A 13,290-nucleotide genomic window follows, 5' to 3' on the forward strand; every position below is an offset into this window, starting at 1 on the left:
CCGCACCGCCGCCCCCGGCGCCTGCCGGTCCGCCGGTCTCGCTGGCGCCGGCCGTATCCGACGCCGCTTCGGTCTACGTCGCCTATATCGACAGCGCTCGCAAGATGGGTACCGGCTTCTCCGACGGCAGCATGGTGCAGGCCAAGTTGCAACAGGGCGCGTCCTATGAACCCAAGCAACTGGGCCGTGGTGCAGTCGCCTATGCCGCCATCGTCGCCATGCAGGAACCGGCCTTCCGTTCGCAACTGCGCGGCTATGCGTCCGATGAAACAGCCCGCCGCGACATGGTCAACAAGATTCTCGCCAACCCAGCCTATGCCGCGACCATCCCCGGCGCCAATATCGCCGCCCGCCGCGTGATCCTCGCCCTGTCGTCGGACGGTGAAATGCTTTATGCGCGCGGCTCTGCCGTCAAGCAGAACGCCTACACTATCCAGAAACAAGCCTGGTCGAAGGGCGTCGTCAACGACCCGTCCGGTCGCCTGACCGCTACCAAGTTATCCTCCACGACGACGCGCGGCGTGGTCAGCGACGAAAGCTCGCGCCTTCTGGTCGCCGCCCTGACCGGCGAAGGCCTCGTTACCAAGGCGTCTACCGGCGGCTCGACCGGCGAAGGCGCCATCGGCGTCAATGTCGTCCCGTCCAGCGACGCCAGCTCGGCCCAAACGCTCGACGAAAAGGCGATCATGCCCGCCAATTTCGACCGGGAAACCCTGTTCAACCAGCCTTATACTTCGGGCGTCAACCGCGCTCTGGCCATCGCCGCCATATCGATCCTCGGCGAAGGCACCGGGTCGAACGAGGACGCCGTCACCGCCCTTCTCAACGATGGCGAAAGCCCGCGCTGCCTCGGCGAATCGAAGCTGATGCTGAATCAGTGTCTGGCCGCCTCGCGCTTCCACTTCGATGACGTCTTCTGCATCGGTCAGCACATCCTGATGGATACCGGCAACTGTATCGGTGAACTATCGTCCAACGCGCTCGACCTGACGCCCAAGCGTCAGGTGGCTTATAATGCCGACGGCACCGAGCAGATGAAGTACGTCAACGCCAAGCCCTACATCACCCCGGCACCGGTCAAGAAGACGACGGCGAAGACTACCGCCAAAACGCCGGCCAAGACCACGGCGGCGAAGAAAAAAAGCTGACAACAGACCATAGCTGCTGTTTTTGAGTATTGGAAAATCCTCCGAAGCGTTCTCTGTCGCGCCTCGGAGGATTTTCGGCTTTTTAAGCCGGATACGGTCAAAAAAACCGCGAAATTCCCCGTTTTCGACGGTTGCCTATTCAGGCTTTAGCGTGTATCTACGCGCCTCTTAAGATTTTCGGGGTTACCCACGCCGCGATAATTGCGTTTGCCCGCACCTCCAATCCCGGAGGGTCACAGGGCGGGGCATGTGTTTCGCGGCGCTATATTGTTTGAGGAACTGGCTGATGGCCGAGATCGTTTTAGACGTTGAAGTTCGTGAGCGCACCGGTACCGGTGGCGCGCGTGCTGCCCGCAATGAAGGCAAGGTACCGGGCATCCTGTACGGTGGCGACAAGGCCCCTGTGCCGATCGCCGTCAGCCTGAACGCGTTCAAGAAGGCCCTCTATACGGGCAAACTGGCCGGTCACCTGGTCACGCTGAAGTACGGTGAAGAGACCCAGAAGGTCATCGCCAAGGCCATCGACTTCCATCCGGTCACCGACGTGCCGCTGCACTTCGACCTGTACCGCGTCGACGAGCACCAGTCGATCAAGATCAACGTGCCGGTCCACTTCAAGAACCACGAAGCCTCGCCGGGCCTCAAGAAGGGCGGCGCCCTGACGGTAGCCTTCCACGAACTGGAAATCTCGGTGCCTGCCGACCACATCCCGGAAGACGTCATCGTCGACCTGTCGGGTCTGGAAATCGGTGCCTCGGTTCACGTCGGCGACCTGACCCTGCCGTCGGACGTTACCGCCGTTCAGGGCAAGGACGTCGTGATCGCCTCGATCACCGCCTCGGGCGCCAGCCAGAGCGAAGAAGCCTCGGCCGAAGCCTAATCGGCTTTTCGAACATGTAAAAAGCCCTGTCCTTTCCGTAAGGACGGGGCTTTTTTCTGTGCGAATTTACAGGTTTCCGCCTCACACACACAGTTTTGGCATATTCGCCTTGCCATTTTTTTGATTAGATCGCGCCTCATGCTCTGATTCCCGCCTGAGTACGGGTACAGACAGGGTTATTGATGTCACGGAGCCCCCAGTGTTTCTCGTCGTAGGTCTCGGTAATCCGGGCGCACAATATGCGAAGAACCGTCACAATATCGGCTTCATGTTCATCGACCGCCTTGTAGAATCGGGCAGCTTTGGCCCGACCCGCAAGAAGTTTCAGGCCGAGGTGTCCGACGGCACGGTCGAGACCCCCAAAGGACCGGTCAAGATATTAACCCTGAAGCCGCAGACCTATATGAACCTGTCGGGTAATTCCGTGCTGGAAGCGGCGTCCTTCTATAAGGTCAAACCCGACCATATCCTTGTTTTTCATGACGAACTGGATCTGGCGCCCGGACGCTTCCGCCTGAAAATGGGTGGTGGTCATGCGGGACATAATGGTTTACGATCCATCATGGGGCATTTGGGACCCAACTTCATTCGCGGGCGAATGGGGATTGGACATCCGGGGCAAAAAGAATTGGTACATAGTTGGGTTCTTTCCGATTTCTATAAGGCCGAGGACTGGGTGGATCGCCTGTGTGACGCCTGCGTCAAGGCGTTGCCTTTGGCATTGATGGGGGAGGCCGAGAAATATATGACCGAAGTGATGCGCCTCAGCCCGGCGCCCAAGTTCGATCCCAAAAAGATTGCCGAGTAGGTTATTGACGATGCCGGTTGTGCCTAAGATCGTATTGTCGACCTTCGGTTCCCTTGGGGACCTGCACCCTTTCATGGCTCTGGCCCTGGCGTTGAAAGCACGGGGGGCGGACGTCGTTCTGGTCTCGCATCCCGATTACCGCGACAAGGTTGAGGCCGCCGGCATTGCCTTCAGCGCTTGCGGCCCCAGCATGGATACCTATCGCGAGAACCTGGGTAAGGACCCGGCGGAAATCATCCGCCACTTCTCGCAGGACCACGGCTTCATGCTCAAGCATCTGGTCGCGCCCTATATCGAACAGGGCCTGAGCGAACTGCGCCCGCTGGTCAGCGGTGCCGATCTGGTGGTTTCATCGTCCTACGCCTATACGGCGCATCTGGCGGCGCTGTTGGAAAACTGCCCGTTTGCCACCGTGGCCCTGCAACCCGCCGTCATGCTGTCGATCTACGACCCGCCCAAGCTCAAGGCCGCGCCGCTGATGCTGTCACCGCGCACCGAACTGGGCCGCCAATATAACCGCGCCATCTTCTGGCTGGGCGAAAAAAAGCTGTGGGGCTCGCTGGCGCCTATCCGCGCTATCTACACGAAATACGGCGTCGACATGGACGTCAATCTGGGCGGCGTCCATTCCGACCGACTGACGCTCGGCCTCTATTCACCCCTGATGGGCGATGTGGCGCCGGACTTCCCGCCGCATAGCGAGATCGTCGGCTTCCCCTTCTACGATTCGGAAGACGGCCGCCGCAGCGAACTGCCGCCGCAACTGGAAGCCTTCCTCAGCGCCGGTGAGGCGCCGCTGGTCTTCAGCCTCGGTTCGACCGCCGTCTATGACGGCGAATCCTATTACCGCGACGCCGCCAAGGCCGCCCGCGCGCTGCGCCAACGCGCTGTCTTGCTGGTGGGCGCCCAAAGTCCCCTGCTCAACGACGATTTCGGCCCGGATATCCTTTGCGTACCCTATGCGCCGCACTCGCTGCTCATGCCGCGCGCCAAGGTCAATATCCATCACGGGGGCATCGGGTCTTCGGCTCAGGCCCTGCGCGCCGGGCGGCCCCAGATCATTACCCCGGTCTTTGGCGATCAGTTCGACAATGCCCGGCGCATCGAGCGTCTGGGCGCAGGCCTCGACATCACTTTCGACAAATGGACCAAGGCCTCGGCCATCCGTCTGCTTGATCGCCTGCTGACCGAACCGTCTTTCGCGCAAAAGGCCACCGAGGCCGCCACGGTGGTGGCGAAGGAAGACGGCGCCGTCCGCGCCGCCGAACGCATTCTGGCCAGCGTGCGGGTGCCTGCCTAAATCTTCTTTAAATCCAGATCGTGATAGTCGAAGCTGAAATCGGCCAGCGGCGACCATGCTTTGGCCTTGAAGCCCAGCACCTTGCCGTCCTTCACCTCGAAGGTCAGCACCGCGTCCTCGCCCCAGTCCTTCGGAAAACGCGTCAGGAACTTGTCCGGACCGAAGACCTGCATCGCGCCCTTGAGCCTGTCGGTGCGCGTGAAATCCACCATCAGGTGCGCGATCGCGCCCTTGCCCATGGTTGAAATCTTCACATCGCCGTACCATGCGTCGCGATAGGTCCCCGCATAGGCAGCCAGCGGCAGAGACGGCCCGCCCGCCTCCACTTTCGGAGTATCGGCAATGGCCTTTTCGTTACGCTTTTTCAGGCCGTTCTCCGCCGACCCCATCCAGTCGAATCCCTGTTTGCCGATCAGGTAATCGAGCAAGGCATTGCGGATCGTGCCGCTGATCCCGTCTTCGGTATTGGTATAGACAGCCACCGCGATACCCTTTTCCGGCAACAGCGCATGTTGCGTCACCTGCCCCACCAGACCGCCGGAATGCGAGACGAGCCTCAGGCCGCGATAATCCTGTACGAACCAGCCCAAACCATAGGTGCGAAACATCGCCGCCGACGGCGTTTCCGGTGTCGGTCCCGCGCCCGAACCGGCGATGTTGGCGGGTTTCCACATCTCGTTGCTTGAGGCTTCCGACCACAGGCGCTCGCCATTCGGCATCTTGCCCTTGTTCAACTGGGTGTGCAGCCACGGCAGGATGTCGGTGACACTGGTCACCAGACCGGCCGCGGGAGCAAAACTGGCGGTCTCTTCGGGCAGAACCACACTCACCTCGCCGATTCCTCGCAGGGATGGCCCCAGTCGCGCGTGACGCCCGACGACATTTGATGATTTGACGTTGGGCCAGCCGATGACCGCCTCTGTCATGCCCAGCGGCTTGAGCAGGCGCTGCGTGATGAAGGCCTCGTAGCTCTGCCCCGACACGCGCTCGATGACGAGGCCCGCCATGGTGAACATGACATTATTATAGGCGAAACCCGAGCGGAATCCATAAGCAGGTTTGAGATACTGCACGCCTTTCAACTGGTCAGCGCGGCTGTGGTCGGACGCGGGGAAAAGCATCAGGTCGCCCTGCCCCAGCCCCAGCCCGGCGCGATGGCTGACCAGATCGCGCACTGTCACCAAAGGCGTCAGGCGCGAGTCATACATCTTAAATTCCGGAATATAAGTAATTACTGGTTCGTCCCAGCCGATCTTTTTTGCTTCCACCAAAAGCGCCAGAGCCGCTGTGGTGAAGGCCTTGGTGTTAGACGCCACACCGAACTGTGTATGAACGTCGACGGTTCCCGGCTTGCCCAGCGTACGTACACCGTACCCCTTGACGTAGTCTGGCTTGCCGGGACGAATGATCGCCACCGCCGCACCCGGGACACCGAACCTGGCCAGAAACGGCTCGACGATCGCGTCGATCTTCGTGCTGTCGTCGGCCTCTTGCGACCACCCCGGAGTCGCGGCCATAGCGGCCGCTCCTCCGGTCAAAGCAAAAAAGGAACGACGGTTAAAGCGGGTCATGGGCGGCCTCAGGCGGTTACATTTGCGACCAGCCTATCCATCTCCGCGAGGATTGCCAATGCTCTGCTCAGCGATGATACAAAGAATCCAGTTGCCATTCGCACGCCCCATTGAGGCTGTAGCGCAACTCGATTTCCGAAGCGACCGACCCGTTGCTGATGCGCACGATCCCCTCGGCCTTGCCGAAATTGTAGGACATGGATTTTGACACGCTAATGCCGTTGAACAGGCGGTTCATCAGCCCCGGCTGCGCCTGACAAACGAAGATGTCACAGTAATAGTCGCCGCTCTTGTCGGCGAATTGCCGCTGCAAGTCGGCATAGGCGACCGCCGTCCGTTCCGGCCCGATCGTCACCTTGTCGCGGTTGAAGATAAACAGCAGGGTGCCGCTGTCCTGCTCTTTGATCGCCTTGAAGGTACGTTTGACCGTCTGGTTGAAGGCCTTGTCATGAGCGTCGCCGCAATAGGCCTGAGCCGAGGCAGCGGTCATGGCGGTCAGCAAAAGCGTGGTCAGTATCTGTTTCATACAGCGAGACTAGCGCGGCCCGCTCGAAGAACCACGTTACAAAGCCCGTAAATCTCTGGTGTCATGCGCCAAAATCGGTTACGCACACCGCCAATTACACGTTCTTACCTTTGGAATCCCAATGGCCCTCAAAGTCGCAATCGTCGGTCTGCCCAACGTCGGCAAATCCACCCTGTTCAACGCCCTGACCCAGACCGCTTCGGCGCAGGCGGCCAACTATCCGTTCTGCACCATCGAGCCGAACACCGGCGACGTCGCCGTGCCGGAACCGCGCCTCGACGTGCTGGCCAAGATCATGGGCTCGAAGGAAATCATCCCCGCCCGCATCAACTTCGTCGATATTGCAGGCCTCGTCCGCGGCGCGTCGAAGGGTGAAGGGCTCGGCAACCAGTTCCTCGCCAATATCCGTGACTGCGATGCCATCGCCTTCGTGGCGCGCTGCTTCGTCGATACCGACATCACCCACGTCGAAGGCCGTATCGATCCGCTGTCGGACCTCGAAATCATCGAGACCGAGTTGATGCTGGCCGACCTCGAATCGCTGGAAAAGCGCCTGCCGAACCTCGAAAAGCGCGCCAAGACCGGCGGCGACAAGGACGCGGCGCTCACCGTTTCGCTGATCAATGCGGCTCTCGCCGAACTGCGCGAAGGCCGTCCCGCCCGCATCGCCTTTGAAAAGGGCAAGGTGTCGAAGGAAGACACCAAGGCGTGGGAGATGCTGCAACTCCTGACCTCGAAGCCTGCGCTTTACGTCTGTAACGTCGAGGAATCCGCCGCCGACAAGGGCAACGACCTGTCCGATGCGGTCGCCAAGCGCGCCGCCGCCGACCACGCCAAGTCGGTGGTCATCTCAGCGCAGATCGAGTCGGAAATCGCCCTGCTCGACGCCGATGAGCGTTCGGAGTTCCTCGAAACCCTCGGCCTCGAAGAACCCGGCCTCAACCGCCTGATCCGCGAAGCCTATAAGCTGCTGGGTCTGGCCTCCTACTTCACCGTCGGTCCCAAGGAAGCCCGCGCCTGGACGATCCACGTCGGCGACACCGCCCCGCAAGCCGCCGGTGTCATCCATACGGATTTTGAGAAGGGCTTCATCCGCGCCGAAACCATGGCCTATGACGATTACGTCAAGTTCAACGGCGAAGCCGGCTGCAAGGAAAACGGCAAGTTCCGTCAGGAAGGCAAGGAATACCTCGTCAAGGACGGCGACATCCTGAACTTCCGCTTCAACGTGTAGGCAGGGGCGTGGCCCCTGCACCCATAATTTGGAGAAGATGGCTGAGGCTGCGTTTTACTCGTTCAAAAACGGCGCGCCCTTGGCCATGGTTCGCGGGGGCTTCCTGCCATCGGGCCACGTGAAGCAGGTTTCGGCATAGGCCAGCAGCACGGGGATAGGCAAGGCGTTCAGTTCGGCCTGTCCCTGCGCCGTCCCGGCGGGCCGGTCGTACCACAGTTGCAGATCGAAGCTCATCACCGTGGCGTCCATGCGCAACTGATCGACCTCGCGCAACGCCCTATTGATGTCGGAGGAAGGCATGCCCGCGCGGTTTCCGGCCTCGCCGGTGTCACGGTACAAGCGGGTCAGGGCCTCGTCGTGGCTGTCGAGCGCCAGACTCAAGGCCTGACACTGCCGGATCTTGGCCGGGTCTTTCGATATAACGGGCTCCGGCCACGGTTCCTCGGCGCAGACCGGGGATGACACCAGGATCAGACTGAAAAACACGGCCCTACGCATCATCATTATGTACCGTAGGGCTTGCAGGTATAATGTACCTCACCATGCTGGCCGTGCTCGACACCGGTCATAACCAGCTTACCTGCTTCAGTCTTCACAGTCAGGTCGAAGGTCGCCCACGTGCCCCACGAGGCATTGGCCGGCAAAGCGTCGGCGGTTTCGATGGTGTATTTGTCGATGCGGATATTGGCCTGCCCGTCATTGGCGTGAACCTTGCCGTCCAGGCGCGCCACCACGCGGTATTCCCGATTATAGAGCGCCGCAAAGCCCGTCAGCTTGCCGGTTACCTTACCGGCGAAATCGATATCGAAATCCATGATAACCCGGCTCGACTGGGCGATATTCGACTGATAGCCGTCACAAGCCCATTCGATCCCGGATATCTTGCGTAAGGTAGTCCGCGCTTCATCCGCCGTCATGGCCTGTACCGGGGTATGCACAGTGACGGCAACAAACGAAAGCAACAGGCTGATCGAAAAATAGCGCATGGTCCCTCCAATGGGAGCCACGCTAGTCCGGTACCGAAACGGTCGCAGCCCCCGAACAGGGGGACCACGACCGCCTTACGATATTTGTAATAACCGTTATTTCACCACCACATCCACCTTGGTATTGGTGTTGGCGACGATGGTCAGGACCTTCGCCCCTTTGAGCGCCTTGAGCGCTGCATCGGTCGTGTCCACCACGCTGACCTCGATCCGCACATTGGTATAGTTCGGCGCATTGAGCTTATAGGTAAACGGTCCTGCCCCCGTACCGGTCGCATAGACGGCCTCCAGCGGTTCGCCCCAACTGCTGAACGCCGTCACCTTGACCTTGCCGGTGCTGAGCGTTTTGCCCGCCGGAAGCGTCACCGTCCCCGACACATCGCCAAAATGCAGCAGATCCTTGGCCGCGCTGAGCTTGACCTTGGGCAGGCCCGTCGGCGTCGCCGTACCCTTGCGCAGGATCGAACCGCGGATGGGCCGCCCGACCGCGACGCTTTTCCACGTCGTACCCGTGTCGTTGGTGGCGACCTCATAGTTGCGGAAAGCAAACGGCACCGATTCGAACGGCGCATAGGCGGCATTGTCCGGCGTCGTCGTGACGCAATAGTGGATATGCTCGCCGCCGGTGCCGGTGCGCCCGACCGTCGCAATGGCATCGCCGCTTTTGGCCACCGGGCGGTCAAGCCACGGCGTTGCCACCGTCAAAGCGGGTTTGCCGTTGCCGAAGGTATTGCTGTAGCTGTTCTGCTGCACATGCAGCGACGAGGCATAACGGCCCAGCCCCAGCGACTGCACCACGACATTGGCATTGACCGAATCGTCATTGGCGTTGCCCTGAATAGCCAGAACGATGGTGCCGGTGGCCGAAGCCGTGAACTTCGCCCCCTTGGTCACGGTCGGCGACACCGCCACCAGATCGTAGCAATAGACCCACTTCGCCTGGTGGCTGTCGCCTTCGTTGGCCGTGGTCTTGGGGTCGTCGAGAATATAGCCGTTGGCCTGAACCACGCGCCATTTTTCGCCGCTGGAGAACGGCAGATCGACCTGAAGATCGGTAGTCAGCGCCGCCGTCACCTTATTGGTCCACGGCCGCCATGTCAGTTGCCCGCCCTCGAACTTGCTAACCTTGGCCAGACCGTCATAGGTATCGATCTCGTCGCTCATCGGATAACCGAGCACCCCCTGCTCCCAGTTCATCTCGGCCCATTTCGCCCGGATCAGACCGGCGACGACGTGCGCCCCCGTATTGGGTTACCAGTAGATCGAGGCATTGGCGAAGTGCCAGAACTTGCCCTTACCGTCGGGCGCGTCGCACATGATGCCGTCCTGCGGCCCCAGATAGTCCTTGCCGTTGACCGCCTTGGCGTCCTGAATCTTTTTCTGAATGGCAAAGATGGCGACCTTGTCTTCGTCGGTATGGGCCTGTCCGGCGGTCGGCTTGGCACAGTTATAGGCGGCCTCGGCGGGCGCGCTGAACATCAGGCAAACCGCCGCAGCGGCTATGGCCCCCAAAATACGCATGGCTGAACTCCTTTGAATGTTAAAAGGAAAAGGTGAAGACACACAGGTTCACGACCGCCTGTAGAGGCAGTTGAAAATCGTCGCATGTAAGAAAAGCGGGAACGCTACGCTCAGGCCAGAAAAGCGCGCCGGTCATCCCCGCATGGGGTCACATACCGGCGTCTGCAAATTGCAACCGATTGCGCCGATTGTCCAGATAACAACGTGATTAATAATTCGCCTGAAAGGCGTTTTTATATCTCTTCGTGGAGATATTCGACGAAGGCCGTCATGCGTGCGTGGCGCAGATCGGCCATGTCCTTGCCAGCAGCAGTCTTGAAGCCGGATTTCAGCTTGAGCAGCTTGATCTCGAAATGGTCGAGCGCAAAGCTGAGATCGTCGAGTTCGCGATCCTCGGCCTTGGGGTCGACGGGATCGTACAGCGCGCTGTTCATCCGGCCCGCCGTGTAGAAACAGCGCGCGACGCCGACAAACCCGATGGCGTCGAGGCGGTCGGCGTCCTGTACTATTTTCGCTTCGATCGTTTCCGGCACGATATTGGCCGAAAAAGCGTGGGCGTGGATGGCATGGGCGACGGCTTCGGCGCGCGGCACCTCCCATCCCATGTCGATCAGCAGCGCCTGCGCCCGCTCGGACGAGAGACGCGAGGCCTCCTTGCGCAGGGGCGAGTTCTTTTCGATCGCCACGACATCGTGCAACAAGACAGCAGCAGCTATGACCTCGGCATCGCCCCCTTCCCGCTCATGCAGGGCCATAGCGACCTTGAACACGCGCTGAAGATGCGAGACGTCGTGCGACCCGTCATCAGTCGCCGGGAGATGCGGCAACAGGGCCTTAGCCAGCGCCAAATGGGGAGCGAAGGCAAGCGCCTGACGCGCCAATGCGGCTAAGGAAGGTGAGTCATAGGCCATGATCACATTTATAGAAAATTTATGGCCGCCGAGAAAGCTTAAAACCGCGAGACGTCGCGTTTTCCCTCCAGATGCGAAAAACCCCCTGAGCGAACTCAGGGGGCCTGAATGCTTAGTTAGAGGGACGGCATGACGCGGCGAAAGGTGTTGGCTTTCGAGACCCGAAGCGCAGCGTACTTAAGTACGTGAGCATCGGATCGCAGAAAGACGGCACTTTGCAGCCCGTCAGGACGTTCCGGCTAGTGTTTGTTGCCCCAGACCTTGCGGTATGCCGCATAGGTCAGGCCCGCAAACAGCAGGAGGTAGATCAGCACCGCGACACCGGTCTTCTTGCGAAGTGTAGCGTGCGGATCGCCAGCCCATTCCAGGAAGGTGGCCACGTCGGCGGCCATCTGGTGCGTCGTCGCCTTGGTACCATCGTCGAAGGTGACGAGATCATCCTTCAGCGGCGGGGCCATGGCCAGAACGCCACCGACCGGGACGTGGTGCGGATCACCCGACCACTGGGTCGCCAGAGCGCCGGCCATATAGGGGTTGTAGTGCTGGCCTTCGGCGACGTGTAGCCCCTTGGGCGGCGTATGATAACCGGTCAGCAGCGAATAGACGTAGCGGGCACCGCCGTGGCGGGCCTTGGTGATCACCGACAGGTCGGGCGGCAGGGCCCCACCGTTCGACGCACGCGCCGCATATTCGTTGGCAAACTTCTTCGGGAAGTGGTCGGACGTCGTCGCCGGACGGGTGATGGCGTCACCCGTGTCGGTGTCGATATCCGGCACTTCGAATTCCGAAGCGATCTGCTTCACATAGGGATTGTCGTTCGGGTTCTTGTACTTCTCGTCGTAGAAGGGACCGCCCTTCTGGCCGAGGTTACGGAAGGACAGAAGCGTCGCCGCATGGCAGTTCGAGCAGACTTCGCGGAAGACCTTGTAGCCGCGTTGCAGCTGGCCCTGGTCGAAAGTGCCGAACGGCCCTTCGAAGGAAAAGCCTTCCTTGGGGGCGTGCGGGTGGGCCGCGCCGCCCGAAGCCAGGGCCGGAGCCGAGACCACGAGTGTGGCCGCAGCCGCCATCAAACCGAAGGTTTTGAGGGTTTTCGTCATAAAAGCAGACATCTGACTCAGCCCTTCTTCTTGGCGTGGTCGGCGAGGATGGCCTCGCTGATGGAGGCCGGAACCGGCAGGGGATCTTCCTTCAGGCCGATCCACGGCATTATGATCAGGAAGAACGCGAAGTAGTAGAAGGTCAGGCCGCGGGTCAGCCAGACATAGTTCAGGCCGATCGGGTTGCCGTCCGAGTTGGTACCGATCGAGAAGACCATGTCATCGGGCAGTTGCCCGCCGCACCAGCCGAGGCCGAGGCAGACGACGACGAAGATCACGAAGAACCAGCGCATAACCGGACGGTAACGCATCGAGCGCACCTTCGACGTATCGAGCCACGGCAGGACGAAGATCACCGCGATGGCGCCGAACATGGCAACGACACCGAGGAACTTGTCCGGCACGGCGCGCAGGATGGCGTAGAACGGCAACATGTACCATTCGGGCACGATATGCGCCGGGGTGACCAGCGGGTTGGCCGGGATATAGTTGTCGGCGTGGCCCAGTGCGTTCGGCATGAAGAAGACGAATAGCGAGAACAACATCAGGAAGAGGATGATGCCGAGGCCGTCCTTCACCGTCGCATACGGCGTGAAGGGTACGGTGTCTTCCTTAGACTTGATCTCGACACCGGCCGGGTTGTTCTGCCCCGTCACGTGCAGCGCCCAGATATGGAGGATGACCACACCGGCGATGACGAACGGCAGCAGATAGTGCAGCGAGAAGAAGCGGTTCAGCGTTGGCTGGTCGACGGCGAAGCCGCCCTGCAACCAGGTCAGGATCGGACCGCCGATGACGGGGATGGCGCCGATCAGGTTGGTGATGACGACCGCGCCGTGGAAGGACATCTGACCCCAGGGCAGGACGTAGCCCATGAAGGCCGTAGCGATCATCAGGAAGAAGATGATGCAGCCGAGGATCCACAGCACTTCGCGCGGGGCCTTGTAAGACCCATAATAAAGACCGCGGAACATGTGGACGAAGACGGCGAAGAAGAACATCGACGCGCCGTTGGCGTGGACGTAGCGGATCAGCCAGCCGTAATTGACGTCGCGCATGATGCGCTCGACCGAATTGAAGGCCATGTCGACATGCGGCACATAGTGCATGACCAGAATGATGCCGGTGATGATCTGGATCATCAGGCAGACCGACAGAATGCCGCCGAAGGTCCACCAGTAGTTCAGATTGCGCGGCGTCGGGTAGTCGACGAACGAATCGTAGGCCAGACGGACGATCGGAAGGCGCTGGTCCAGCCACTTCTCGACGCCGGTCTTCGGCTCATAGGTTGAAGGATGGTCGCTCATG

14 protein-coding genes and 1 pseudogene are annotated in these 13,290 nt (G+C 60.5%); 5 read left to right on the plus strand and 10 right to left on the minus strand.

Annotated elements, in window-relative coordinates:
• From AEYBE204_RS40590 to AEYBE204_RS39710, 4 genes are all read left to right on the plus strand, one after another.
• A partial coding sequence (locus AEYBE204_RS40590; protein WP_023463704.1) for a hypothetical protein occupies positions 1-1,148 on the plus strand: 1,148 nt, incomplete at its 5' end.
• 286 nt (positions 1,149-1,434) lie between these two features.
• Positions 1,435-2,028 carry a 50S ribosomal protein L25/general stress protein Ctc gene (locus tag AEYBE204_RS37005; protein WP_023463705.1) on the plus strand — a complete coding sequence of 198 codons (594 nt, stop codon included), beginning with the start codon at positions 1,435-1,437 and terminating at the stop codon, positions 2,026-2,028.
• Between the two features lie 199 nt (positions 2,029-2,227).
• Complete coding sequence (pth, locus tag AEYBE204_RS37010) at positions 2,228-2,836, plus strand: aminoacyl-tRNA hydrolase (RefSeq protein WP_023463706.1); 609 nt, start codon at positions 2,228-2,230, stop codon at positions 2,834-2,836.
• Positions 2,837-2,846: 10 nt separating this feature from the next.
• Positions 2,847-4,136, plus strand: a complete 1,290-nt coding sequence (locus tag AEYBE204_RS39710) for a glycosyltransferase (protein ID WP_023463707.1) — start codon at positions 2,847-2,849, stop codon at positions 4,134-4,136.
• Here the strand turns inward: AEYBE204_RS39710 and AEYBE204_RS37015 are convergent.
• Both AEYBE204_RS37015 and AEYBE204_RS37020 read right to left on the minus strand, forming a co-directional pair.
• Entirely contained in the window at positions 4,133-5,653 is a 1,521-nt protein-coding gene (locus tag AEYBE204_RS37015; RefSeq protein ID WP_023463708.1) for a serine hydrolase, read from the minus strand. The genes AEYBE204_RS39710 and AEYBE204_RS37015 overlap by 4 nt on opposite strands.
• Positions 5,654-5,774: 121 nt before the next feature.
• Positions 5,775-6,233: a hypothetical protein gene (locus AEYBE204_RS37020; protein WP_023463709.1), complete on the minus strand. Its 459-nt coding sequence runs from the start codon at positions 6,231-6,233 to the stop codon at positions 5,775-5,777.
• Positions 6,234-6,354: 121 nt separating this feature from the next.
• Here AEYBE204_RS37020 and ychF point away from each other — a divergent pair, with 121 nt between their 5' ends.
• On the plus strand, positions 6,355-7,467 hold the full coding sequence (gene ychF, locus AEYBE204_RS37025) for a redox-regulated ATPase YchF (RefSeq protein ID WP_023463710.1): 1,113 nt from the start codon (positions 6,355-6,357) through the stop codon (positions 7,465-7,467).
• Between the two features lie 54 nt (positions 7,468-7,521).
• Here the strand turns inward: ychF and AEYBE204_RS37030 are convergent, their stop codons facing one another.
• From AEYBE204_RS37030 to AEYBE204_RS37060, 8 genes and pseudogenes are all read right to left on the minus strand, one after another.
• Positions 7,522-7,971: a hypothetical protein gene (locus AEYBE204_RS37030; RefSeq protein WP_023463711.1), complete on the minus strand. Its 450-nt coding sequence runs from the start codon at positions 7,969-7,971 to the stop codon at positions 7,522-7,524.
• Positions 7,971-8,453 carry a hypothetical protein gene (locus tag AEYBE204_RS37035; protein WP_023463712.1) on the minus strand — a complete coding sequence of 161 codons (483 nt, stop codon included), beginning with the start codon at positions 8,451-8,453 and terminating at the stop codon, positions 7,971-7,973. The genes AEYBE204_RS37030 and AEYBE204_RS37035 overlap by 1 nt, the downstream gene beginning before the upstream one ends.
• A gap of 96 nt (positions 8,454-8,549) precedes the next feature.
• The gene (locus AEYBE204_RS37040; protein ID WP_023463713.1) at positions 8,550-9,650 is read right to left on the minus strand and encodes an LGFP repeat-containing protein; all 1,101 of its coding nucleotides are present in this window, start codon (positions 9,648-9,650) and stop codon (positions 8,550-8,552) included.
• Positions 9,642-9,695: pseudogene (locus AEYBE204_RS41010) on the minus strand (hypothetical protein); the annotation flags it as partial. The pseudogene AEYBE204_RS41010 and the gene AEYBE204_RS37040, both read right to left, overlap by 9 nt.
• Before the next feature lie 9 nt (positions 9,696-9,704).
• Positions 9,705-9,974 (minus strand): hypothetical protein, encoded by a 270-nt coding sequence (locus tag AEYBE204_RS37045; RefSeq protein ID WP_023463714.1) that lies wholly within the window; start codon positions 9,972-9,974, stop codon positions 9,705-9,707.
• Between the two features lie 233 nt (positions 9,975-10,207).
• Positions 10,208-10,885 carry an HD domain-containing protein gene (locus AEYBE204_RS37050; protein WP_052019508.1) on the minus strand — a complete coding sequence of 226 codons (678 nt, stop codon included), beginning with the start codon at positions 10,883-10,885 and terminating at the stop codon, positions 10,208-10,210.
• A gap of 239 nt (positions 10,886-11,124) precedes the next feature.
• Positions 11,125-11,994: a cytochrome c1 gene (locus tag AEYBE204_RS37055; RefSeq protein WP_023463716.1), complete on the minus strand. Its 870-nt coding sequence runs from the start codon at positions 11,992-11,994 to the stop codon at positions 11,125-11,127.
• 5 nt (positions 11,995-11,999) lie between these two features.
• Positions 12,000-13,289, minus strand: a complete 1,290-nt coding sequence (locus AEYBE204_RS37060; RefSeq protein WP_023463717.1) for a cytochrome b N-terminal domain-containing protein — start codon at positions 13,287-13,289, stop codon at positions 12,000-12,002.
• Position 13,290 lies beyond the last annotated feature (1 nt).

The sequence above is a fragment of the Asticcacaulis sp. YBE204 genome, assembly GCF_000495855.1.
GTDB lineage: Bacteria > Pseudomonadota > Alphaproteobacteria > Caulobacterales > Caulobacteraceae > Asticcacaulis.